This is a genomic window from Desulfonispora thiosulfatigenes DSM 11270 (assembly GCF_900176035.1).
In the GTDB taxonomy this organism is placed as follows: Bacteria; Bacillota; Peptococcia; order Peptococcales; family Desulfonisporaceae; genus Desulfonispora; species Desulfonispora thiosulfatigenes.
In genome coordinates, this window is record NZ_FWWT01000014.1 from 48,158 (window position 1) to 72,601 (window position 24,444).

General features: G+C 32.4%; 25 protein-coding genes and 4 tRNA genes. 25 read left to right on the forward strand and 4 right to left on the reverse strand.

From position 1 onward, the window contains the following. Positions 1-17 precede the first annotated feature (17 nt). The 5 genes from B8965_RS04765 (at position 18) to B8965_RS04785 (ending at position 5,049) form a co-directional block, all read left to right on the forward strand. On the forward strand, positions 18-1,205 hold the full coding sequence (locus B8965_RS04765; protein WP_084052714.1) for a quaternary amine ABC transporter ATP-binding protein: 1,188 nt from the start codon (positions 18-20) through the stop codon (positions 1,203-1,205). Further along, a complete protein-coding gene (locus B8965_RS04770) occupies positions 1,205-2,047 on the forward strand; it encodes an ABC transporter permease (protein ID WP_084052715.1) in 843 nt (280 codons plus the stop codon). Before B8965_RS04765 ends, B8965_RS04770 begins: the two co-directional genes overlap by 1 nt. 16 nt (positions 2,048-2,063) lie before the next feature. After that, positions 2,064-2,945: a glycine betaine ABC transporter substrate-binding protein gene (locus B8965_RS04775; protein WP_084052716.1), complete on the forward strand. Its 882-nt coding sequence runs from the start codon at positions 2,064-2,066 to the stop codon at positions 2,943-2,945. A gap of 125 nt (positions 2,946-3,070) precedes the next feature. Continuing rightward, positions 3,071-3,934 (forward strand): glycine betaine ABC transporter substrate-binding protein, encoded by an 864-nt coding sequence (locus B8965_RS04780; protein ID WP_084052717.1) that lies wholly within the window; start codon positions 3,071-3,073, stop codon positions 3,932-3,934. Between the two features lie 245 nt (positions 3,935-4,179). Next, positions 4,180-5,049, forward strand: a complete 870-nt coding sequence (locus B8965_RS04785) for a glycine betaine ABC transporter substrate-binding protein (RefSeq protein ID WP_084052718.1) — start codon at positions 4,180-4,182, stop codon at positions 5,047-5,049. 185 nt (positions 5,050-5,234) lie between these two features. On the opposite strand, the gene B8965_RS12590 is transcribed toward B8965_RS04785, so the two are convergent. Both B8965_RS12590 and B8965_RS04795 read right to left on the reverse strand, forming a co-directional pair. After that, positions 5,235-5,696, reverse strand: coding sequence for a hypothetical protein (locus tag B8965_RS12590; protein ID WP_084052719.1), 462 nt, complete (start codon positions 5,694-5,696; stop codon positions 5,235-5,237). Positions 5,697-5,700: 4 nt separating this feature from the next. Then, positions 5,701-6,066 carry a GntR family transcriptional regulator gene (locus B8965_RS04795; protein WP_084052720.1) on the reverse strand — a complete coding sequence of 122 codons (366 nt, stop codon included), beginning with the start codon at positions 6,064-6,066 and terminating at the stop codon, positions 5,701-5,703. A gap of 338 nt (positions 6,067-6,404) precedes the next feature. On the opposite strand from B8965_RS04795, the gene B8965_RS04800 reads away from it, so the two are divergent. From B8965_RS04800 to B8965_RS04820, 5 genes are read left to right on the forward strand one after another with little or no spacing between them, the layout of a single operon-like run. Then, a complete protein-coding gene (locus tag B8965_RS04800) occupies positions 6,405-7,142 on the forward strand; it encodes a CvpA family protein (RefSeq protein WP_084052721.1) in 738 nt (245 codons plus the stop codon). A gap of 15 nt (positions 7,143-7,157) precedes the next feature. Continuing rightward, on the forward strand, positions 7,158-8,117 hold the full coding sequence (gene mnmL, locus B8965_RS04805; RefSeq protein ID WP_084052722.1) for a tRNA modification radical SAM protein MnmL/YtqA: 960 nt from the start codon (positions 7,158-7,160) through the stop codon (positions 8,115-8,117). Next, a complete protein-coding gene (locus B8965_RS04810; RefSeq protein ID WP_084052723.1) occupies positions 8,117-9,013 on the forward strand; it encodes a HEAT repeat domain-containing protein in 897 nt (298 codons plus the stop codon). Before mnmL ends, B8965_RS04810 begins: the two co-directional genes overlap by 1 nt. Positions 9,014-9,019: 6 nt before the next feature. Then, complete coding sequence (locus B8965_RS04815; protein ID WP_084052724.1) at positions 9,020-9,910, forward strand: mechanosensitive ion channel family protein; 891 nt, start codon at positions 9,020-9,022, stop codon at positions 9,908-9,910. Between the two features lies 1 nt (position 9,911). Further along, complete coding sequence (locus B8965_RS04820) at positions 9,912-10,097, forward strand: DUF951 domain-containing protein (RefSeq protein ID WP_084052725.1); 186 nt, start codon at positions 9,912-9,914, stop codon at positions 10,095-10,097. Between the two features lie 107 nt (positions 10,098-10,204). Here the strand turns inward: B8965_RS04820 and B8965_RS04825 are convergent, their stop codons facing one another. Next, a complete protein-coding gene (locus B8965_RS04825; protein WP_084052726.1) occupies positions 10,205-10,915 on the reverse strand; it encodes a PilZ domain-containing protein in 711 nt (236 codons plus the stop codon). Between the two features lie 244 nt (positions 10,916-11,159). Here B8965_RS04825 and rpsF point away from each other — a divergent pair, with 244 nt between their 5' ends. The 8 genes from rpsF to B8965_RS04865 all read left to right on the forward strand — a co-directional run bounded on the left by rpsF (position 11,160) and on the right by B8965_RS04865 (position 20,083). Next, positions 11,160-11,450 (forward strand): 30S ribosomal protein S6, encoded by a 291-nt coding sequence (gene rpsF / locus B8965_RS04830; RefSeq protein WP_084052727.1) that lies wholly within the window; start codon positions 11,160-11,162, stop codon positions 11,448-11,450. 34 nt (positions 11,451-11,484) lie between these two features. Then, complete coding sequence (locus tag B8965_RS04835) at positions 11,485-11,904, forward strand: single-stranded DNA-binding protein (protein WP_084052728.1); 420 nt, start codon at positions 11,485-11,487, stop codon at positions 11,902-11,904. 19 nt (positions 11,905-11,923) lie between these two features. Beyond that, a complete protein-coding gene (gene rpsR, locus B8965_RS04840) occupies positions 11,924-12,157 on the forward strand; it encodes a 30S ribosomal protein S18 (RefSeq protein WP_084052729.1) in 234 nt (77 codons plus the stop codon). A gap of 75 nt (positions 12,158-12,232) precedes the next feature. Beyond that, positions 12,233-13,216, forward strand: a complete 984-nt coding sequence (locus tag B8965_RS04845) for a YybS family protein (RefSeq protein WP_084052730.1) — start codon at positions 12,233-12,235, stop codon at positions 13,214-13,216. Between the two features lie 43 nt (positions 13,217-13,259). Continuing rightward, positions 13,260-13,706, forward strand: a complete 447-nt coding sequence (gene rplI, locus B8965_RS04850; RefSeq protein WP_084052731.1) for a 50S ribosomal protein L9 — start codon at positions 13,260-13,262, stop codon at positions 13,704-13,706. A gap of 24 nt (positions 13,707-13,730) precedes the next feature. After that, the gene (dnaB, locus tag B8965_RS04855) at positions 13,731-15,068 is read left to right on the forward strand and encodes a replicative DNA helicase (RefSeq protein ID WP_084052732.1); all 1,338 of its coding nucleotides are present in this window, start codon (positions 13,731-13,733) and stop codon (positions 15,066-15,068) included. A 177-nt stretch (positions 15,069-15,245) separates the two neighbouring features. Beyond that, positions 15,246-16,652 (forward strand): NAD(P)/FAD-dependent oxidoreductase, encoded by a 1,407-nt coding sequence (locus tag B8965_RS04860; RefSeq protein WP_084052733.1) that lies wholly within the window; start codon positions 15,246-15,248, stop codon positions 16,650-16,652. A gap of 374 nt (positions 16,653-17,026) precedes the next feature. Continuing rightward, entirely contained in the window at positions 17,027-20,083 is a 3,057-nt protein-coding gene (locus B8965_RS04865; RefSeq protein ID WP_084052734.1) for a stalk domain-containing protein, read from the forward strand. Positions 20,084-20,180: 97 nt separating this feature from the next. On the opposite strand, the gene B8965_RS04870 is transcribed toward B8965_RS04865, so the two are convergent. Further along, positions 20,181-20,930 (reverse strand): AAA family ATPase, encoded by a 750-nt coding sequence (locus B8965_RS04870; protein WP_084052735.1) that lies wholly within the window; start codon positions 20,928-20,930, stop codon positions 20,181-20,183. A 265-nt stretch (positions 20,931-21,195) separates the two neighbouring features. On the opposite strand from B8965_RS04870, the gene larE reads away from it, so the two are divergent. The 7 genes from larE to B8965_RS04905 all read left to right on the forward strand — a co-directional run bounded on the left by larE (position 21,196) and on the right by B8965_RS04905 (position 24,442). Continuing rightward, complete coding sequence (larE, locus tag B8965_RS04875) at positions 21,196-21,996, forward strand: ATP-dependent sacrificial sulfur transferase LarE (protein ID WP_143334221.1); 801 nt, start codon at positions 21,196-21,198, stop codon at positions 21,994-21,996. Beyond that, on the forward strand, positions 21,996-22,745 hold the full coding sequence (gene larB / locus B8965_RS04880; protein ID WP_084052737.1) for a nickel pincer cofactor biosynthesis protein LarB: 750 nt from the start codon (positions 21,996-21,998) through the stop codon (positions 22,743-22,745). Before larE ends, larB begins: the two co-directional genes overlap by 1 nt. A 25-nt stretch (positions 22,746-22,770) precedes the next feature. Continuing rightward, on the forward strand, positions 22,771-23,958 hold the full coding sequence (gene larC / locus B8965_RS04885) for a nickel pincer cofactor biosynthesis protein LarC (RefSeq protein ID WP_084052738.1): 1,188 nt from the start codon (positions 22,771-22,773) through the stop codon (positions 23,956-23,958). A 117-nt stretch (positions 23,959-24,075) separates the two neighbouring features. Continuing rightward, a tRNA-Lys gene (locus B8965_RS04890) sits at positions 24,076-24,151 on the forward strand. A gap of 4 nt (positions 24,152-24,155) precedes the next feature. Continuing rightward, positions 24,156-24,232: transfer RNA gene (locus B8965_RS04895), tRNA-Glu, on the forward strand. A gap of 55 nt (positions 24,233-24,287) precedes the next feature. Continuing rightward, positions 24,288-24,363, forward strand: a tRNA-Val gene (locus B8965_RS04900). Between the two features lie 3 nt (positions 24,364-24,366). Then, positions 24,367-24,442 (forward strand) — tRNA-Asp (locus B8965_RS04905). The last annotated feature ends 2 nt before the right edge of the window (positions 24,443-24,444 follow it).

Sequence of the window (24,444 nt, forward strand, 5' to 3'; positions counted from 1 at the left end):
GTGGAAGGAGGAGTTATATGATTCAGATTAAGGTTGAAAACTTATATAAAGTGTTTGGTAGTAATCCGCAAAGAGCTATCAAGTTAATAGAAGAAGGTATGGATAAGGATGAAATTTTAAACAAAACAGGTTTAGCTGTTGGAGTAGGGGGGGTTTCTTTTGAAGTTAATAAAGGAGAAATTCTTGTTATCATGGGATTATCAGGTAGTGGTAAATCTACTTTGATTAGATGTTTAAATAGATTAATAGAACCAACAGCGGGGAAAATATATGTAGATGATAAGGAAATATTAGGTTTAGATAGAAATCAGCTAAGAGATTTAAGAAGAAAGAAATTTGCAATGGTATTTCAAAAATTTGCACTATTTCCGCACAGAACTATTTTACAAAATGCTGAGTATGGTTTAGAGGTTCAAGGAATTGATGCAAATACCAGAAAAGAAAAAGCGAGAAATGCCCTTGAATTAGTTGGTTTAGGTGGTTGGGAAGATCGTTATCCTAACGAGTTAAGTGGAGGAATGCAGCAAAGGGTTGGTCTAGCAAGAGGTTTAGCTGTTGATCCGGACATTTTATTAATGGATGAGGCCTTTAGTGCTTTAGATCCACTAATTAAAAGAGAAATGCAAGATGAGCTAATATCACTTCAAAGTAAAGTACAAAAGACTATAGTTTTTATTACTCACGATTTAGATGAGGCAATAAAACTAGGAGATCGTATTATTTTAATGAAGGATGGCGTTGTAGTTCAAGAAGGAACGCCTGAGGATATTTTAACAAATCCAGCAGATGATTATGTTGAGAAATTTGTTGAAAATGTTGATAGATCAAAAATTTTAACAGCACAAGGTGTTATGAATAAAGTAGGGGTGGTTGCATATTCAAAGGACGGACCACGAACTGCTATGCGTAAAATGAAAGAAGAAGGTATCTCTAGTATTTTTGTTGTGAATTCTGAATACAAGGTTCAAGGTGTAGTTTTAGCAGAACAAGTAGCCCAAGCAATAAAAAATGGAGATAAGGATTTAGCTAATGTAATTGAAAAAAATATTGCCAAGGTTAGTCCTGATCTATCAGTAAATGAGTTATTCCCAATGATGACAGATATTCGATATCCTTTAGCTGTAGTAGATGAAACTGAAAAACTATTAGGTGTTGTCATTAGAGGATCAATCTTAGCAGGTTTAGCTGGAAGAGGTGATGAATAATGAAAATGCCCTTTTTACCCAAAATACCGATTGAAAAGGCTGTAGATAATTCAATTGATTGGTTAACTGACAACTTTTCATTTATTACAAAAGCAATTTCAGATTATGTAGAGATAGGAATTAAAGGTTTAGTAACAGGACTTGATTTTATTCCACCGTGGTTATTTATTATCATCGCTACATTTCTTGTATTTTATTTAACTAAAAATAAGGGATTAGGAAGTTTCACATTTTTAGGTCTCTTATTAATTTGGAATCTTGGTTTATGGGAAGCTACAATGTCAACAATAGCATTAGTGCTGTTTGCCACCTCGTTAGCCCTACTGATAGGAGTACCTCTAGGAATTTTAGCTGCACTTTTTGATTCCTTCTATAAAGTAGTAATGCCAATTCTAGACTTTATGCAGACTATGCCAGCATTTGTATATTTGATTCCAGCAATTCCGTTCTTTGGATTAGGTGTAGTATCAGCAGCATTTGCTACTGTGATTTTTGCAATGCCACCTTCTATAAGGTTAACATGTTTAGGTATTAGGCAGGTTCCTGAAGAATTAATAGAAGCATCAGAAGCATTTGGTTCTACTAGAATGCAAAAGTTGGTTAAATTACAAATACCAATTGCTACTCCTACTATCATGGCAGGAATTAACCAAACCATAATGTTATCTTTATCAATGGTTGTTATTGCAGCAATGATTGGTGCTAAAGGTTTAGGTGGAGAAGTTTGGACAGCCATTCAAAGATTTAAACCTGGTATGGGATTTGAAGCTGGACTTGGCGTTGTAATTATTGCGATTATTTTTGACCGTGTTACTCAAACTTTAGCAAAAAATAAAAAATAATTTTAAGGGGGATTCTATGAAAAAGTATTTAGTTTTAACACTTATTTTAATGTTGTCACTAACCTTAATAGTTGGATGTGGTAATTCAGGGAGTAATGAAGGTGGAGAATCAGGTGAAGCTTCAAAAAAAGTTGAGTTAGCTTATGTAGAATGGGCTACAGAAATTACAAGTAATAATGTTGTCAAAGTTGTATTAGAAGAAAAATTAGGTTATGATGTAGAACTTACTTCTGTAGGTGCAGCTGCAATGTTTCAGGCGGTAGCTATGGGAGATGTAGATGGAATAGTAGCTGCTTGGTTACCAACAACTCATAATAGTTATGTAGATAAAATTAAAGATGATGTTGAAGATTTAGGTGTTAATTTAGATGGTACTAGAATAGGTTTAGTAGTTCCTAAATATGTAGACATCGACTCTATAGAAGAGTTAAAAGCTAATGCAGATAAATTTGATGGTAAGATAATTGGTATCGAGCCAGGTGCTGGTATCATGGATAAAACTGAAATTGCTATCGAAGAATATGGTTTAGATAATTTTGAATTAGGAGAAGGAACAGGAGCAACAATGACTGCAGCCCTTGCAGACGCCCTTAAAAATGAAGAATGGGTAGTTGTAACTGGATGGAGCCCACATTGGAAGTTTGCTCGTTGGGATTTAAAATATTTAGAAGATCCTAAAAATATATATGGCGGAGAAGAACAAATCCATACTATTGTTAGAAAAGGTTTAAAAGAAGATATGCCAGAGGTTTATACTTTTCTAGATAAGTTTAATTGGACTCCAGAGGATATGGAAAAAGTTATGATCTGGAATGAAGAAGAAGGTGCTGATCCATATGAAAATGCAAAACGTTGGGTAGCAGAAAATGAAGATAAAGTAAATGCGTGGTTAGAATAATTAATTATCTACATGAAACAATCTTAAGTAGTTAGAATAAAAATTAATTTAAATATTTATAAAAAAAAAAGCCCGATTTCATATTAAATCGGGCTTTTTTTGTAAAAAACTAGAGGAGGGTAATTATGAAAAAATATTTAGTTTTATCACTGATTTTACTTCTTTCATTATCCTTAGTGGTAGGATGTAACAGTTCAGCTAGTAAGGATGATGAGAAGAAAATTGAACTTCTTTATGCGGAATGGGATTCTACAATAGCTAGTACTAATGTTTTAAAAGCAGTATTACAAGAAAAAATGGGATATGATGTTGAAATGACCTCTGTTAGTATAGCTGCGATATGGCAAGGAATTGCATCTGGTGATGGTGATGCAATGGCTGTAGCCTGGTTACCGACAAATCATGATAATTTTTATCAAGAATATAAGGATAAGGTTGAAGATTTAGGGGTTAACTTAGAAGGTACAAAGCAGGGTTTAGCTGTACCTGAATATGTAGATATTAATTCTATTGATGAATTAAATGCCAATTTTGATAAATTAGATGGTAAAATTATCGGAATTGAACCTGGTTCAGGCTTAATGACAAAAACTAAACAAGTAATGAAAGAGAATGACTTAGAGAATTTTGAATTAATGCAAGGTAGTGGAGCAACTATGGTAGCAGCGTTAGCAGATGCTATTAATAATAAGAAACCAATCGTTGTAACAGCTTGGTCTCCGCACTGGATGTTTGGACGTTGGGATTTAAAATATTTAGATGACCCGAAGGAAACTTTTGGTGGGGAAGAGCAAATTCATACAATTGTGAGAAAAGGATTACAAAAAGATCATCCGGAAGCTTACAAGTTTTTAGATAAATTTAACTGGACTCCAGAGGATATGCAAGAGGTAATGAACATGAACCAAAAAGAAGATGCTGATCCATACGAGAGTGCTAAGATTTGGATCTCAGAAAATGAAGATAAAGTAAATGCTTGGTTAGAGTAAAATATTAAATATTTACATGAATCAAGCTCAAACAATAATAAGGTGGTATGAATAAAATGCCTTCAGGAACTTTTAAAACTCACTATCGTTCAAACAGTTAAAAGTTCTTATCTTCAGACATTTTATTCCTTTATTTAAACTCGCTATGATTCATTTAAAATAATTAATATTTTAAATTTAAAAAGTCCGATTTATGCACAAAATGTACAAACCGGATTTTTTATCAAAATTTTTAGGGGGTATGTATGAAAAAATATTTAGGTTTAATATTAATATTAATTTTATCGTTGTCGTTGGTAGTAGGGTGTAATAGTTCAGCAAGTAAAGATGAAGAATCTAAAAAGGTTGAATTAGCGTATGTAGAGTGGACTACAGCAGTAGCTAGTAATAATGTGGTTAAAGTAGTCTTAGAAGAAAAACTAGGTTATGATGTAGAACTAACTTCGGTAACAGCACCCGCGATGTATCAATCTGTAGCTATGGGTGATGTTGATGGTCTTTTATGTAGTTGGGTACCAACTATGCAAGGTCATTATATAGATCAATTTGGTGATGATATGGTAGCTTTAGGTCCAAATTTAGAAGGAACTAAAGTAGGGTTAGTTGTTCCCGATTACGTAGAAATTGATTCTATAACAGAATTAAATGAAAATGCTGATAAATTTAATGGTCAAATAGTTGGAATGGATCCAGGGTCAGGGGTAGTGCATATAACAAAATCTAAGACATTAGATGGATATGGGTTAACTAATATTGAATTATTAGAAGGATCAGATGCAACCATGACAGCAGCATTAGGTGATGCTATTAAGAATAATGAATGGATAGCAATAACAGGTTGGAACCCACATTGGATGTTTGCTCGTTGGGATTTAAAATATTTAGACGATCCAAAAGGTTTTTATGGGGAAGCAGAAAGAGTAGAGACTTTTGTAAGAAAAGGTTTAAAAGAAGACATGCCAGAGGTTTATAACCTTTTAGATAAGTTCTATTGGACTTCAGAGGATATGGAACAGGTTATGATTTGGAATGAAGAAGAAGGTGCTGATCCATATAAAAATGCTAAACGCTGGGTCGAAGAAAATGAAGATAAGGTAAGTTCTTGGTTAGAGTAAAATATTAAATATTTATATATAGTATGCTCAGTCAGTTAAAAGGAATGAGCGTAGGTAGTTTTAGGAATGTACTGAACTCACTATCGTTCAAACAGCAGCTACATTCTTATCTAAAACTACCTACGCTCTTTTTATTTAATCTCGCTATGATTCATTTAAAATAATTAATATTTTAAAGCAGTATTTTATTCTAAATTAAGTCGCTTACTTAAAATAAAATTGGTTATTGCAAAATAGACTATACAGAAAATTGCTGTTATTATAATTCTATAAGTATTAGCTAGACTTATAAAGGAACCCATACCAAGTAGGTCAGGGGTAAGGTTAGGGATATCAGTAAAATATACTACTCCTGGAAACATACCTATAATTGTGGATAGCATTTCTTCAAGGATAATTAAACCAATGAATGCACCAAAAGAAGCTAAAATTTTATGTTTATTAAATAGCTGTCCAATAGCAATAGATGCATACACTATTAAGATTATAGAAGCTAGAATTAGAAGGGCTGCTATGATAATCTCAAAAGCTAAAAGGTATGTAGAAGCACCTATTTGTCCTCCTGTTATATTTAAGTTAATATTCTCTAGAGCTATTTTAGTGCCGAATTTTTTTGTAAGACCTTTACATTCTAAAATAGTATCCATTTTGTTATCTGTCCTTTACCATATTATTTATAATGGTTAAGATTTCATTTTCTTTAAAACCCATCATTTGCATATTATCTAAGAATTCTTTGATTTGTTCTTGAGCTAATTGAGTTCTGGCCTGTTCAATTATTTGGGCATCTTCAGTAATTGATCGACCACTAGTGCGGTGTGTAATTACAAATCCATCTTCTTCCAATTTAATCAGGGCTCTTTGCATAGTATTAGGATTTACTGCAGCTTCCCTGGCTAAATCTCGCACTGAAGGAAGTTTAGAACCCAATGGATATACCCCTGATAAAATTAATAGTTTAATGTGTTCTATCAGCTGGATGTATATAGGCCGATCAGATTTTAATTCCCACGGCATAAGATTACCCCCTCCTCTGTATTATTGTACTAAGAACTTAATACAATGATACATTATTTTTATTTGTTGTCAAGGCAAAATTAAAAAGAAGTATACCAAAGTTCTATCTTTGGCATACTTCTTTAATTTATTATTTTTATCATCTCAAGTGCCTAGGATGATTTATACCTAGTTACATTTTATCATTTTTTGCATTTAAGCTATATTTGTTAAGAAAATCTTCTAAAAAAAGAAGGAATTTACCTATAAATATGGAAGTATTTAGGTATATAATAATATTAAAAATGACAGCATAAATCTTGTTTGTGTTATAATATTAGCACAAATGGGGTGGTTTAATGAGGTTTAGCCTGATTGATGTTTTAATTATACTGATTTTATTTTCAGGTGCTTATAAAGGATATTATCGGGGTATGGTGGGTAGTGTATTTGGCTTAATTAAAACTATTTTAGCCTTGATTATTGCAAATAAATACAGTAAGCCTATTGTCGGATTCTTAGATGAAAGGTTTGGAATCATTGAAAAACTGTATAATCTACTACATGGTAAAATGCCTTTAGCTCTTGAAGGAATGACGATGCCTGTTGTGGGTAATGGCTCTGATATGATTTCTATATTTATTAATAGCATGATGCTACCAGAATGGATTAAGGAAAAGCTAAACATATTTGCACTAGGTTCTACCGAATTAGCAAAGGGCCTTGGAATTAGTAATATGGGAGATTTGCTAACGTATTTAATTGTTGTTACACTTATTAAGATAATAGTTTTTTTACTTTTATGGTCTTTTATTAGTAGCATTATTAGCTCTATTTCTTTGATGTTTACCAGGAAATTAGATAAATTATTTTTAGGAAAACTTAATCGTATAATTGGATTAGTGGTTGGTTTAGCTTTAAATTCACTTATCATATTAGTATTAGTTGGGATGCTAACAGCTTATACAGCAATTATCCCTGACATTGGTGATAATATTTTAGCAAAAATAGCGGGGAGCATTAATAAATCATTTTTAGTGCCCTATTACCAAGCAGGTTTTAAGTTACTTTTTAGCAAATTTATTAGTTTTATTTAAAGGAAGTTTTTGAAAATGATAAAACCAAGATATAGAATTTATTCAAAGCATTTACAGGAAAAATTTCAGCAAAGAGTTTATAAGTTATCAATCAATTTACCAGGAACTTGTCCTAATAGGGATGGAACTGTAGGTGTAGGTGGCTGTATATTTTGTGATGAGGAAGGCTCAGGATTTGAAGGTTTATCTAATTCTTTAAGTATCGGAGAGCAGATTAAAGAAAACAAGGAATTTTTCAAGAAAAGGTTTGGAGTTACAAAATTTATAGCTTATTTTCAAAGTTTTACTAACACTTATTTGCCTTTAGAAGAGTTTAAGAAAAATATGCTTGAGGCTACCTTAGATGAAGACGTAATTGGAATTTCAATTTCAACGCGTCCTGATTGTATTCATGATAGTTATTTGGATTTTTTAAAAGAGTTAAAAGAAGAAAAAAACATTAATATTAATATCGAATTAGGTCTACAAACTGTAAATTATCATACGTTAAAAAGAATAAATAGAGGTCATACTTTAGCGGAATTTATTGATGCAATATTAAGAATTAGGGCACGTGGATTTGAAAGTGTGGCTCATATTATTTTGAATTTACCTGGGGATACCATGGATGATGTTATTGAAAATGCTAAAATTATTTCATCTCTGGGTGTGGATTATGTAAAACTTCATTCTTTATATATTGTTAAAGATACTAAGCTCGGTAATATGTATGAAAATGGGGAACTTTCGCTTATATCTTTAGATGAATATATAGAAAGAGTGATTACCTTTATAGAGTATTTAGATCCTGAAATCATTATTCAAAGATTATTAGGTAAAGGACCTCAAAAGACCTTATTATTTTGTAACTGGGATACTAGTTGGTGGAAAATTAAAGACCGTATAGAATTAGAGTTATTTCAAAGGGATACTTATCAAGGCAAAAAATTTGATTATCTTAATGGAAAGGCACTAAAAGCAAAGTTGGTGAAATAATGAGTATTGCAAATAAATTAAAAAATATATTTGTCTTTAAAAATCCCTCTAAAAGTAGAGGGATTGATTATAATGAAAAAGAAAATATTACACAAGACTTCTATGTGCTGAAAAAAGCTTTAAATGAAAATAATAATTTACTTGAAGTTAATTGGGATAATTTAAAAGAAGAACAACAAAAACAAATGGTTATGGAAGTTTATCTTGAAAATTGGCGAGATTTAATTTATAAATATAATCAATACGATGAAAAAGAAAAAATCAAAATTATCGAAATGTTAGCATATATTCCTCATAAAGAGGTAGTTGATTTTTTAATTAATGAAATGAAATCAACTTCAGAAACGATTAGATTATCAGCAAGTTGTTCTTTACGAAAGCAGGATACCAGTTTAACCTTAGAACCTATGTTGTATGCCCTCACTCAGCCTAATCAGTGGTTACCTTCTAGGGTTTTAGATGTTTTAAAGGGTATGGGTTCTAGCTTAATTGATCCACTATTAGAAATGATTAAAAATTGCGACCCCCAAGTGCAAAGCGTTTTAGTGCAGATTTTAGGGGAAATCGGTGATAAGAGATGTTTAGGTGTATTTACAGAACTCGCAAAATCAACTGATGATACCTTGCGCCTAAGAATAGTAGAAGCTTTAAAGGTCTTAGCTTTAAAAGAAAGTTTTTTTATTTTGACTAATTTAGCCCAAGATGACAAATGGCAAATTAGAATGCATGCAGTAGAAGCTTTAGGTAATTTAGAGCTAGATGAAGTAGAAAAAGTTTTAAGGCAAAGATTAAAGGTAGAGGATGATTCTATCGTGCTGGAATACATACAAGAGTTTATAGAGAAAATTAATCAAGACAGTATGCCTGAAATTATTTCATGGGTAAGAGAAGGGTAGGATAGAGTGGAACAATATCTTGACAAAACATTAGAAGCACTTAATAAAATTGATTTATTGCTTATCATAATGACAACTTTAAAAATAATAGGTATTTTAGTAGCCACCCGTGTTGTTAATAAGCTAGGAGCCATTTTAATTGATCAATTATTTAAAGACCACTTTAATATTAATGAAAAAATGCAAATAACAACGAGAAGAGTAGATACTTTAAGTAAATTATTAAAGAATATACTTTCTTATTCTCTATATTTTATTGCTATTATCACCATTTTAGATATGTTTAATGTCCCAGTTAAGGCTATTCTAGGTGGAGCGGGAATTATTGGTGTTGCGATTGGTTTTGGAGCACAGAACCTAGTTAAAGATATAATCACTGGATTTTTCATAATTTTTGAAGATCAATATGCCGTGGGGGAATATGTAGATATTAATGGTAAAATTGGTACAGTTGAAGAAATTGGCCTAAGATTAACCAAAGTTAGGGATTGGGGTGGTCAATTATATATAATTCCTAATGGTAACATTGGACAAGTGACAAATTATAATCGTGGAAGTATGAGGGCAATAGTTGAAATTGGAATAAGTTATAAAGATAATCTTAAGCATGCAATACAGGTTATTGAAATAGCATGTGAGAAGGTATATCAAGAAATGATTGATATTATTGATGAAAAACCATTTGTCCATGGTGTAACAAAGTTAGATTCAAACTTCGTAACTGTAAGGGTCACTGGAACGACTAAAGATATGAGCCATTGGATGCTAGAAAGAAATTTAAGGCTTAGAATTAGAGAAGAATTTGATAGCCAGGGGCTAGGGGCACCTTTTCAGCATATTGTCTATATAAATGCTGATGACCATAAAAAGGATCAAGAAAGTCTAGGAGGTATGTAATATGCCCATGGATCTAAAAGTAGGAGATATAGTGCAGACAAAAAAAACTCATCCGTGTGGAAGTAAAGAATGGGAAATACTTAGAACAGGGGCTGACTTTAGAATTAAATGTACAGGCTGTGAAAGGCAAGTATGGATAAGTAGAGTAAAGCTAGAAAAGTCTATTAAAAAGGTTATAAGTGAGTAAGGGTGTAAGTGAGTGTATGGAAAATAGCTGCCCTCAAACACAAACAAAGGCTAAATTGTAAACTATACCTCAGGAAAATCTGGGTATTAATTTATAATCTAGCCTTTTTAATTTTCGCTTTTTTCGGCCTTTTCAATAGAATGATAATAAACCCCATCACCCAAATAAAACCATCTGATGAAGTATTCCTCTTCCTCAACGGGTAAATTTAAATCTAAAAAATGCGTAAGATCCTTTGCTTTTTTTAACTGACAAAAGGGGCAAGGATCTGGGCGATCCCAGACGTTTTTATAGCAGGTCCCTTCTAAAAGACATCCTTGCTTCTGGGCTGCAAAATTAAAATCTACAATTTTTCTATCCTCGGTAACTAAAAATACGGGTTGAGGGAGGGCTTTAATTAATCGAATTAAAGGTTTTAAATTCCTACGCATATTAATTTTATGAATTTTCATTTTTTGATTTTGCTGAATTTTTTGAGCTTGATAGTTATTTAGGGCTGTTCTCAATCTTTCTTCTTCTAACGGAGTTAAGCCAATAAAGTTAATACCATAAAACAATCTATTATATTGGTTTTCTTTCCAGACAAACTGTCCGTGAACTTGATAGCTGTGATTTTCAAATTCAAAAACAATTTTTGCAATTATCTGATTTTCCATAGGAACATCTAACAGAGATTCAGCCTTGATACCTCCGCAGCTTAAGTTTAGTATCTTTATAGGAATACATTTATCTAGATTAAGTTTTGTCTGCCCTATGGAAATTAAGATTGCTTTAGCTTCTAAGGGTTCTAAAAAGTCAATTCTAAAGTCTTTGCGCATAATTATTTCTCCTTATACAATACTTAAAAATAGTACCATTATAGAATGATAAATAAAGCAGTATAGTGTTAAATATACCATGAATGGTAATAATAGTATATAAAGGCAATACAATATGTTTCATAGAAAAAGATTTTCCTGTTTACCTAGACAGTAGTATATCCTTCTGATATAATTACATATTGTATATCCCTGCTCCATTAGAAATGGAGCCGCTAGTCCAGGGGGAGGAGGTGAAGTATAGATGCGTCCATATGAACTTATGTATATCGTTAGACCTGATATAGAGGAAGAAAAACTTACACAAGTTATTGAGAAATTCTCTAACCTTATCGTTAAAGAAGGTGGCGAAGTCACTAAAACAGATAAATGGGGAAAACGTAAGTTAGCTTATGTTATCAATGATAAATGGAGCGAAGGTTTCTATACTCTAGTTCATTTTAATGGACAACCAGAGGTTGTCAATGAATTAGATCGTGTAATGAAACTTACTGAAGATGTTGTCCGTCATATGATTACTCGTATAGAAGAATAAGCACTTCAAGTTCTATGAAGGAGGAGTGTTCGTTATGAATAAAATTATTTTAATAGGTCGTTTGACTAAAGATCCTGAACTGCGTTTTACACCTTCTGGAAAAGGTGTTGCTACATTTACCTTGGCTGTTAACAGACCCTTTGCTAATCAGCAAGGTGAAAGAGAAGCTGATTTTATTCAAATAGTAGTTTGGGGTAAACCAGCAGAAAACTGTGCTAATTTTATTGGCAAAGGATCACAAGTAGCAATTGATGGTCGCTTACAAGTGCGTACCTATGATAATAAAGAAGGTCAAAAACGTTGGGTTACTGAAGTTGTAGCAAATAGTGTAGAATTTTTAGATAGCCGAGGAAAAAGAGAGTCAAATAGAGATAATAATGAGAATAATAATAATCAAGAGGACTCCTCTTTTGGAACTGTAATAGATTTTTCTGAGGATGATATTCCATTTTAAAAGGTAGAGGAGGGAAATCATGGCTAAAAGAGAATTTGGAAGACGCGCGAAAAAAAGAATTTGCAGCTTTTGTGTAGGTAAATCACAAGCTGTTGATTATAAAGATTTAAATAAATTAGGCAAATATGTTACTGATCGTGGAAAGATTTTACCACGTCGTATTTCTGGTAACTGCGCTAAACATCAACGTGAATTAACAATTGCTATCAAAAAAGCAAGATATATGGCTTTATTACCATACACTACAGAATAAAATGAGGGGGCACTTAGTTGCCTCCTTTTATTATAGAAAATTTCACTTTAAACCAATTAAGGAGGAAAACCGATAATGCAGCAATCTTTGACCAAGGGCTTAGGCGAAGGAGCTTTAATGGCCGCACTGACAGCTATTTTTGCTTTGGCTGGCATATACATACCGATAATAAATTTAATAACCATTTTAATAGTGGCGGTTCCTATCACATTGGTAATAGTACGCAATGATTTTAGAATTGGTTTTATTTCTTCATTAGTAGCAGGATTTTTAGTGGCTATGTTGGCAGGACCTATTATGGCCGTTACTTTTTACATTCAATTTATGAGTATGGCATTAGCATATGGGTACTTATTTAAAAAGAAAACCAAGGCAGGAAAAATAATTATTGCAGGCACAGCAGTTTCTGTGATTTCTACCCTTTTATTATTAATGATAAGTTTTGCCATAATTAATACTGATTTTGAAACGCAAAAAGATTTTATGCTACAAACAGTAGATGAGACAATGATTATGTATGAAAAGTATGGGTTATTAGATCAAATTACAGAACAAGGTATTAGTAAAGAAGAATTTAAAAAGGCTATGGTTGATTCCGTGAATTTATTTATTACTGTTTTACCTGCTATCTTAATTTTAGCAAGTATCTTTAGTTCGGTTATTAATTTTATTGTAACGAGAAGCATTCTAAGAAGATTTGGTCATGAAGTAGATAAATTACCTCCTTTTAGCCAGTGGCGCTTACCGTGGTATGCTGTGTGGGGGGTTATATTTGGCTGGGGTTCTTATCTTATTGGTGATTATTTTGGTATAAGTGCAGGTATAATGATAGGAAAAAATATTTTGATTGCCTATAGTTTTGTTTTATTTGTCTTAGGATTATCAGTAATTTCTTTCTTTTGGAAAAAGATAAAGGTTAATTTTATAGGTAGATTAATATTTTTATTTCTCTTAATATTTTTAGCAAGGTCTATCATTTTATTGGCAATTGCAATAGGTTTATTTGATTTAGTTTTAGATTATCGTAAGAGAATCAAAATAAATAAGGCTGAAAAATAATCCAATTTGTTTTAAAATAGAAATAATGAAAGGGGAGATAGTTATGAAAGTAATTTTACAAGCAGATGTTAAAGCATTAGGTAAAAAAGGCGAGGTTATTGAAGCAAAAGAAGGTTATGCACGTAACTATTTATTGCCTAAAGGATTAGCAGTAGAGGCAACAACCCAGAATTTAAAAGAAGTAGAAAGATTAAAAAAACTTAAAGATCAAAAGGAAGAAAAAGAATTAGCCGAAGCCAATGAATTAGCTGAAAAAATTAGTAATATCAAAGTAGTTTTAAAAGTAAAAAGCGGTGAAGGTGGAAGATTATTTGGTGCAGTTACGAGTAAAGAAATAGCAGAAGATATTTTAAAAAATCATAACATAAAAATTGATAAAAGAAAAATAGAGTTAAAAGATAATATTAAAACATTAGGAACTTATAATATCAAGATAAAGGTTCATACTAAGGTTACGGCAGACTTATCGGTACAAGTAATAGCAGAGTAGGATTTTAACAAAGTAGGGGATAAAATGGATAATGCTGCATTTGAAAGAATACCACCACAAAATCTAGAAGCAGAACGTGCTGTCTTAGCTTCAATGATGTTAGAAAAGGATGCGATTTATGAAGCTATCCAAATGATTAAGCCGAAGGACTTTTATAAAGAAGCTCATAGCATTATCTTTTCAGCTATCATTGATTTAACCGAAAAAGGTGAACCAGTTGATTTAATCACTTTAACAGAACAACTAAGACAAGAAAGCAATTTAGAAAAAATAGGTGGCGTGGGTTACATAGCAGAAGTGGCAAATTCAGTAGGTACAGCAGCTAGTATTGTTCATTATGCTCGTTTAGTTAGAGATAAATCATTACTGCGTACTTTAATTAGAACAGCAACTAATATAGCAACACGGGGTTATGAACCAGGTGAGGAGCCTGAGGAATTACTAGATGATGCTGAAAGAATGGTATTAGAGGTATCGCAAAATCGGATACGTAGTGGACTAGTACCCATTACAGATGTAATTGAAAATACTATTGAAAAGTTAGAACTTTTACAGCAGCAAAAAAGCGACATTACAGGATTATCTTCAGGATTTAGAGATTTAGATGCAATGACCTCTGGTTGGCATAGTTCGGATTTAGTTATTGTTGCAGCAAGACCGGCTATGGGTAAAACATCTTTTTGTTTAAATATTGCTCAGCATGCTGGGATTAAAGAAAATGTACCAGTGGCAATTTTCAGTCTAGAGATGTCTAGAGAACAGTTAGTTCTACGGATGCTGTCTTCATTAGCAATGCTTGATCAACAAAAATTAAGGACAGGCAGAATGATAGATAAAGATTGGATTAGTTTAACAAATGCCATTGGTCCCTTAGCAGAAGCGCCAATTTATATTGATGATACTCCAGGTATTTCTGTAATGGAAATAAGGGCAAAGACAAGAAGATTAAAGGCAGAAAAGGGATTAGGATTAATAGTTATTGACTACTTACAATTAATGTCAAGTGGACGTCGTTCGGAAAGTAGACAACAAGAAATATCTGAAATATCTCGAAATTTAAAAGCTTTAGCTAGGGAATTAGAGGTACCAATTATAGCTCTTTCTCAGTTAAGTAGGGCTGTAGAACAAACGCAAGATAAAAGACCTGGTCTAAGTCATTTAAGGGAATCAGGAGCACTAGAGCAGGATGCTGATATCGTTATGTTTATTTTTAGAGAAGAATATTATAATCCTGAATCAGACAAAAAGGCGATTGCAGAAATAATTATTGCAAAACATAGAAATGGTCCAGTGGGTAGCGTGGAACTAGCCTTTCTTAAGGAATTTACAAAGTTTGCTGACTTAGCAAAAATGGCGGAGTAATGCAGGGCAATTAATTGCTCTGCATTTTTTTGAGGAAAATGAGGCATTAAAAGACAAAAACACGAATATTATCTAAATAATAATAAATATAATTCGTTTATATCTTGACCTTAAGGATATTAACTGATAAAATAGTTGAGGCTTATGTCAAGGAAAAATATTGAGGGGGTCTATTTAATGAATAAGAATTATGATGTACTAATTATAGGAGCTGGACCTGCTGGGATTTTTACTGCGTTAGAATTAAATAAATTAGATAAAAATAAAAAAATTCTGATTATCGATAAAGGTAGCAGAATTGATAAAAGATTATGTCCGGAAAAAAAATTAGGATATTGCGTAAAATGTAAAGTTTGTCACATCACTTCTGGCTGGAGTGGAGCAGGAGCCTTTTCTGATGGAAAGCTTAGTTTATCTCCTGAAGTAGGTGGAAGAATTTCCGAATATATGACCGAAGAAGAAGCGCAAAGCTATATCAATTATGCAGATGAATTTTATACTGAGTTTGGCGCTCGTAATGAAGTATTTGGCTTAGATAACCCGAGAGTTGAAGAAATAGCGTATGAATGTTCTAAACATAATATTAGATTAGTACCATGTCCTGTACGTCACTTAGGAACAGAGCATGCTTTTACAGTATTAAAAGGAATGCATGATTATTTAGTAGCAGAAGAAAATGTTGAGTTTATGGAATTAACCAGTGCTGAAGACTTGATCGTTGAAGATGGTGAAGTAAAAGGTGCGATTTTAAATATTAAAAATGAAAAAAGATCAGTATTTGCTGAAAATGTTGTTGTAGCTCCAGGTCGTGGGGGAGCTGAATGGCTTAAAGATCAGGCGGATAAACTTAAATTAGTAACTGAAAATAATGAAATTGACATCGGAGTAAGGGTAGAAGTTCCAAATTCTGTAATGGATCACTTAACAAAAGATTTATACGAAGCAAAATTATTTTATTACTCAGATACTTTTGATAATAAAGTTAGAACATTTTGCATGAATCCAGGGGGAGTAGTTTCAGGAGAAGCTTATGGAGATTTATCAGTGGTAAATGGTCATAGCTATGCCGACCCTAAACTTAAAACTAAAAATACTAACTTTGCTTTATTAGTGTCTACTCGTTTCACTGAGCCATTTAATCAACCGATTGAATACGGAAATTATGTAGCACGCCTAGCTAATATGCTAACAGGTGGCGGCATCATGGTGCAAAGGTTTGGAGACCTCGTTAAAGGAAGAAGAACAGATATAGATCGCCTGAAAAAATCAACAACTATTCCTACTTTAAAAAGTGCAGTACCAGGGGATTTAAGTTATGTATTACCACAAAGATATTTAACCTCAATTATAGAAGCAATTCGTGCTTTTGATAAAATAGCACCAGGTATGGATAGTAAAAACACCTTATTATACGGTGTAGAAGTTAAATTTTATTCATCAAAGGTAAAGGTTAGTAATACCTTTGAAACCCCAATCAAAAACCTGTACGCAATTGGAGACGGTGCAGGAATCACAAGGGGATTAATGCAAGCATCTGTAACAGGAATCATTGTAGCGAGAGATATTAAGAAGAAAAGTAATTAAGAAGAAAATATCTATATCGTAAGTTGCAAAGGACATTATAATTAAAAAATAATTTATTATCATAAAGCTACATTAAAGGGTTGGCGTTTCAGAAATATCTGAAATACCAACCTTTTTTATATTTGGATGGTGGCTAATTATATTATTTAAAAGTTTGACAGCCAGATTTAGGGTGAATTAATCTTGGGAAAAGGGATGTTAAAAGTATTAAAAAACAACAATGTCGAAATATGAAGGATTTTAGATAAAGGTTATAGCTGAATTAACCAGAATATCGTTGATATATGATTATTTTGAAAGGGAGAGAGGATATGACTTAATAAGAGTTTCTTTAATTTTGATTATAATTTTTACGTATTAAGGAGGGATTCATTTTGAACCAAAGAAAATTATTTGCCATCATAACATTAATAGGATTTATGATGACATTATTACCAGTAACTGTATTTGCAGGTTCGGATAATTTTGCGTCTTTAGGATGGTCTCAAATTTATTCAGAAGATGATTATATAAATGCTGATAACATAGATTTAGCTGGATTTACAATTGAATTGAAGGATTTTAATGGAAAACCAACATCAAAGGTTACTACAGGTTCAACACTTGTAATTTGGGCAGAACGTGTTAATGAACAAGTATCTGATGTAGATGAATTCACAGACAAGGATGGAAACAAATTATCAAACAAGTTTAATAAAGCAATAATTGTAGTTACCCCACAGAAGTCAACGATAGTATATTTAAGATCTGATAAGGCTGGTGTAGTAAATGTAAAAGCAGCGATTGTTGAGGAGAATAAGTTAGACTCAGAAACAGTATGTCAAAAAGACATAGTTGAAAACAGAGCTGTTCAAATTAGTGATACAGCTAGAGCTGAATTTGAAGGGTCGGAGATTATTCTAGACCCTAGCCTAGGATGTTCACAAATATACTCAAAAGATTATCGCCTAGAAGCTGATGGAGAAGATAATGCTGAGTTGATCATAACTTTAAGAGACCGTTATTGTAATACGGTTGCTAATGCATGGGCATATATAGCATCAGACAGAGGTGCAGTTGATGTAATCGTAGAAAATGGTGATTATAGCGAAAAAATGATTGATTCAGAAAATGGTGTTAAAGCCTTTAAATCTAATGAGGATGGAATTATTGAATTTAAAGTATCTTCTAAGGTTGGAGGGAGAGCAAGAATAGTAGCAGGATTTAATGAAGATATCTACAATAACTTTATCAATGGAGATTATTCACAGATCATTCGTGATAGCTGCATATTAAACTTTATTGCAAAGGCTACCTTTACCATGGGGTCAAATATTGTCAAACTAAATAATGGAACAGAAATAAGTTCAGATGTAGCACCTTTAAACGACAGAGGAACAGTTTATACTAGTTTAGACACATTTAGTAAAGTGTTTGATCTTAAAGCTGAGAGGGATGACAAAAGTAAAAAAATCACTTTAAGTAATAATTTTATAAAGGGTACTTTAAAGCTGTATACTAATTATGTAGAAGTTAATGATGGTCAATCTCAAAGATATATGAATGCTGCTCCATTTGTTAAAGATGAAATAATTTTTTTACCTATAAGAGACTTAGCTAATATTTTTGAGAAAGAAGCTAAAATTGTTCATGGTGCAAAGTTCACTGTAGGTTCAAAAATAGTGGAGTTAAATGACGGTACAATATTAGAATCTGAGGTAGCTCCTTTTTATAAGGAAAGTGAAGTTTTTGTACCAGTTAGATTAATAGCGCAAGTATATGGACTATTTATGGATGTTGAAGAATATCCTTCAGTAACCATGATATCTTTTAATGATTATTTTAATCCATATGATAATAATAAATTACAAATGTTTATGGGAAGTACGGAATATATATTTAATGGCATTTATGGTAATCTCAATCGTGCTCCATTTATTAAAGATGGAGAGATGTTCGTACCACTAAAGTTTGTGGTAGAGAAATATGGGCATGAGGCAATAATTAATGATTTAAACTCAAATAATAATCTGAATTCATTACTAGTAGAAGGATTTACCCTTGATCCAGAATTTAATCCAGAAATAACTGAATATAAACTGAAGGTTGATAATTCAGTAAGTAATATTAAATTAACCGCACAGGCTGAGTTCAACATGGCAAGGATGAAACTTAACGGAGAAATCTTAAATAATCAAGAAGCAAAGGAAATAAGCTTACAAGAAGGCGATAATATCTTTAGTATAGATGTAATAGCTGAGGATGACTCTAAAAAAACGTATAAAGTTATCATCAATAGAAAAGAAAATGGCAATTCTTCTGGAGGGGGATCCTCTTCAGGTGGAGGAAGCTCATCATCAGGAGGTGGGGGTAGTTCTTCTTCATCAAGTGGTGGAGGGGGAAGCGCTACTACATCAGATAAGGATGAAAATACAAATAACAATAATAGCACAAAGGATAATACGGTAAAAGAAAGTATTGCAAAAGACACTGTTGTAAAAACAGAAGCAGATAAAACTTTAAAAGAATCATTATTAAAAACAGGACAAGCTAATATTTCTCTAAAAGATAAAAACACTCCAAAGGTAGAAATTTCTGTGGAAAACATTAAAAATCTTACCACAAAAAAAGAAAAGCTAACCATAGAAAATAAGGGATTAAAAGTAGTATTTCCCCCAAAGGCTTTAGCATTAGAAAAAGGTGATCTTCAGGATGCCTCTGTAGAATTAGGTGCTAGACAAGTTTCTGAGGTAGAGAAAGAAAGCATAATATCAAAAGCACAGTTGGGTCAAAAGACTGGATTATTTGAAATAGGAGCAAGTATCGTAGATTTAACAGCAGGATTAAGGTCTTCTAGTAATGAGGGAAATGAAGCTAAAAAAATTGATAAGTTCACCGAACCGGTAGCTGTAACTATTGATTTATCAGAGGTGAAAATTACTAAGGAAGATATCCCAAAATTAACTGGAATCAGATATGAAAAAAATCAGCAGGGCAATATCATACCAGTCAAACTAGGAGGAACATATAGTTCAGTTTCAAAACAATTTACCTTTTATACAGATAGTTTCAGTTTATATGGTGTACTTAAAGACTCTAGTTTAACTAAGATTAATTTAGGCGTAAATCAATTAAATTCATTAGTTAATGGTCAAATAAAGTCATTAGACAGTCCACCAATAATTAAAAATGATAGGGTAATGGTTCCTTTAAGATTCATAGGAGAAAGTTTTGGGGCAAAGATAGAATGGGATGAAATAGAAAGAATAGTTACATATAACTTAGATGGAATAGAACTTAAAATAATGGTTGATAATAAAGCTAAAGGTCAAGATGTAGCTGCTACTATAGTGAACGGGCGTACTTTAGTTCCAATTCGTTATGTTTCTGAAAATTTAGGGGCTAATGTATTATGGATTTCTTCAACTCAAAGCGTAGAAATAGTTAAATAATAAAATTAAGAGGTATAAATAAGGTTGGCGTTTCAGTAATATCTGAAATAGGCTGAAATACCAACCTTTACTTCTATCCTATTAAAATTACACTTTTCTAATCCATCAAAATATCTAACATTTTAGAGGTATTATTTAAAAAATCCCTCATCACTTGATAATGTTCAGTTTGTTCATATTGCACTTGATTAAAGCCGTCTTTTATTTCATAAATAATCGAATTTGGATATGATATAATAATTGGTGAGTGGGTAGCGATTATAAATTGACTACCCTCTTTAACTAAATCATGTAATCTAGCTAACATAGCCATCTGCCTTGTGGGGGATAAAGCTGCCTCAGGTTCGTCTAAAATATATATTCCCTTTCCTTTAAATTTATTTAGAAATAATGCTAAAAAGGATTCTCCATGTGATTGCTCATGAAGAGAACACCCACCATAAAAATCAATAATCTTGCGTCCTTGTCCATCTTTATCTAATTCATCAATATTGGTTGCTAAATTATAAAAACTTTCTGCCCTAAGGAAAAAGCCATCTTGAGGTTTCTTAATACCTTTAGTTAGTTTAATATAATTATGTAAGTCTGAATGAGTATCCTTAGTTGAAAAGGTAAAGTTTTTTGTGCCACCCTCAGGATTAAAACCATATACTGTTGCAATTGCCTCTAAAATAGTTGATTTTCCAGTTCCATTTTCGCCCACGATAAATGTAACATTAGGATGAAATTTTAATTTAAATAAGTTATTAACAGCAGAAAGACAAAAGGGATATTCACTAAAATTAGAAATTCTATCTCTTTGTAATTCTACACTTCTAATGTATTGACTAATATTTTCTATGTTCATTACTATGCTCCTAAAATAAAATTTAATCTTTAAATTCATACTCTTTCTTTTTATTATATAAAACTCCTGCCAAAAAATTATTTCTAAGTATATAAAAAATTGACCAGTAATGAACAGCTTAAAGTATATATCCTTGTTAAAATTACTCTTTTCTTAATTCTTCAATTTCTTCCTTCTTTAAACCAGTATTTTTATATTAAATTTCGAGTTAAAAATGGTATTATTAGTAGTAGGATTAATTTTATACCTGTTAGGGCGTGAAAAGGTGTTTACTAAGCTAGAAAAACTAAAAAATTGGTTTGAGGATAAAGAAAGGGTTGCTCTTGCCTTTTCAGGGGGCGTGGATAGTGCTCTTTTATTAAAGGTGGGGGAAATGACCTTAGGTTCAGGATTATCAGCTATTACTATTCATTCTCCATTAAATAAGGAAGAAGAATTAAAAGTGGCACAAAGGCTAGCTGAAAATTTAAAAGTAGAGCAAATAGTGGTTAATTTAAATGACCTTGAAATTGCTGAGGTAGCTAGTAATCATAGTGAGCGCTGTTATTATTGTAAAAAAAATCGGTTTGAAAAATTAATTTCACTTATAAAAGAGAAGAATATAAAATGGATTATTGAAGGGTCTAATTTAGATGATTTAAAAGATTATCGTCCCGGATTAAGAGCTGTAAAAGAATTAGGAATTAGAAGTCCGTTACAGGAAATAGGGTTTACGAAAAAGGAAATTAGAAATTTAGCACGCTATTTAGATGTGCCTGTATGGAACAAGCCTTCTGAGCCTTGCCTGGCTACGCGTTTTCCCGTGGGTACAAATTTAAATTTAGATAATTTAAAAAGGATAGAACAGTGCGAAGAATATGTAAAAAGGTTATTAGACATAAAAATACTGCGCATACGGGATTATAATAACTTAGCGAGAATTGAAGTATTAGAAGAAGATATTAAGTTACTATTACAAAATAAAGTAGAAATTACGCGGGAACTAAAAAAGAAAGGGTTTAAATATATTACTTTAGATTTAAACGGCTATAAACAAGGGAGTATGAATAATACGGGAGGCTCATAATGGATGAAAAACAATTAACAAAATTTTTACTAGATTTTCAAAAAGGGAATATTGATATAGCAGAGGCGGTTAAAGAATTAAAAGATTTACCTTTTAAGGATATTGGTTTTGCTAAAGTTGATTATCATAGGGAGCTACGAAAAGATCGTCCTGAGGTAGTTTTATGTGAAGGTAAAAGTTTAGACCAAATAGAAGGAATAATTAAGCTATTAGGAGAAAAAAGCAAAAATGTACTTGCAACTAGAGCAAGCAGAGAAGTTTATGAAAAGATTAAAAATCTTTATCCTACAGCAAAATATTATGAACAAGCCAGAATTATCATAATAAATGAAGAAAAGAAAATTAAAAATGAAAAGACTATCCTGGTAATTACAGCAGGAACATCTGATATAAGAGTAGCAGAAGAAGCAGTGGTTACAGCAGAGGCTTTTGGAAATAAAGTTGATAGATTATATGATGTAGGGGTAGCGGGACTTCATCGCCTACTTTATAATTTAGACAAGTTAAGACAGGCAAATGTATTAATAGTGGTAGCAGGAATGGAAGGAGCCCTAGCTAGTGTTGTGGGGGGGCTGGTTAATAGGCCTGTAATTGCCGTTCCAACTAGCGTGGGTTATGGCACTAATTTTGGCGGTCTGACAGCTTTACTTTCAATGCTTAATAGTTGCTCTGATGGAATTGGAGTAGTAAATATAGATAATGGATTTGGTGCAGCAAGCCTTGCTCATCAGATTAATAGTTCATCATAAAACTTACCTGGTGAGGGGGGAAAAAATGCGGACTGCATATTTTGATTGTTTTTCAGGAATTAGTGGAAATATGATTTTAGGTTCTTTTTTGGGTGCTGGTTTAGACTTTGCTGAATTTAAAGAAAGTTTAAAATCCCTACCTATCAGAGACTTTGAAATCGAAGTAATAGATGTAATTAAAAATGGTATTAGTGCTAAATACGTTGATGTTAAAGTATTAGAAAAACAACCACATAGATCTTTACATGACATTTCTGAAATTATTAATAAAAGTGAATTTTCACAAAAGGTTAAAGATTTAGCGCTAAAAATTTTCATGCGTTTAGCGAGGGCAGAAGCAAAAGTACATGGATGTCAGATAGAAAAGGTGCATTTCCATGAAGTAGGTGCTGTTGATGCGATTATAGATATTTTAGGAGCGGCTTATGGTTTTATTACTTTAAAATTAGATAAAGTATATTTTTCGCCTTTACATGTCGGAGGTGGAATGGTGAAATGTGCTCATGGTTTAATGCCTGTTCCTGCCCCTGCAACAGCCGAACTTTTGCTAGGTACGGTTACTTATAGTGGTCAAATAAAAAAAGAATTAGTTACACCTACAGGAGCAGCAATAATTACGACTATTGGGGAAAATATAGCAAATCAACCAATGATGAAAATTAAGAATATTTCTTATGGAGCAGGTACTTGGAATTTAGAAATTCCTAATGTAGTAAGGTTAGTTTTAGGTGAAAAAGTAAATAAAGAGATAAACAATGATAAAATGAAAGACGATGATCAAATATTAGTACTCGAAACTAATATAGATGATATGAACTCTGAGTTTTTTGGATATACCATGGATAAGCTCTATGAAGAGGGTGCGCTTGAGGTTTATTTAACTCCTATTCAAATGAAAAAAGGTCGCCCTGGTACTTTGTTATCAGTAATTTGTGATTTAAAAAATAAGCAAAAATTAATAGAAATAATTTTACACGAAACCACTACTTTAGGCGTAAGAATTTATCCTGTAGAACGATTTAAATTATTAAGAGAACATAAAAAAGTCAAGCTTCCTTATGGAGAAGTACGAATTAAAATTAGTAGGTTAGAAAATAAAATTATTAATATTAAACCCGAATTTGAAGACTGCAAATTAATTGCGCAAAAAGAAGGCATACCTCTTAAATTAATTTGGCAAAAGGCTTATAAACTTGCAAGTCAATTTGATTAAATTTGCTATTTTATCTGCTTAAATGACAAAAAGAAAAAATATTTTAAAAAAGTACAAACTAGTGTTGACTTTAAGAATAAATACCTGTAATATATACAACTGTGAGACGGAACAAATGAGCCATTAGCTCAGTTGGCAGAGCACCTGACTTTTAATCAGGGTGTCCCGCGTTCGAGTCGCGGATGGCTCACCATTTAGGCCCGTTGGAGAAGTGGCTGAACTCACTAGCCTTTCACGCTAGCACTCAGGGGTTCGAATCCCCTACGGGTCACCATTATAAAGTGGGGGGTTAAAAGTTTTATACTTTTGGCTCTGTCCATTTTAATTTAGGGCGATTAGCTCAGCTGGGAGAGCACCTGCCTTACAAGCAGGGGGTCGGCAGTTCGATCCTGTCATCGCCCACCATTAGGAGCTGTAGTGTAGCGGTTATCACGTCGGCCTGTCACGCCGAAGATCGCGGGTTCGATTCCCGTCAGCTCCGCCATT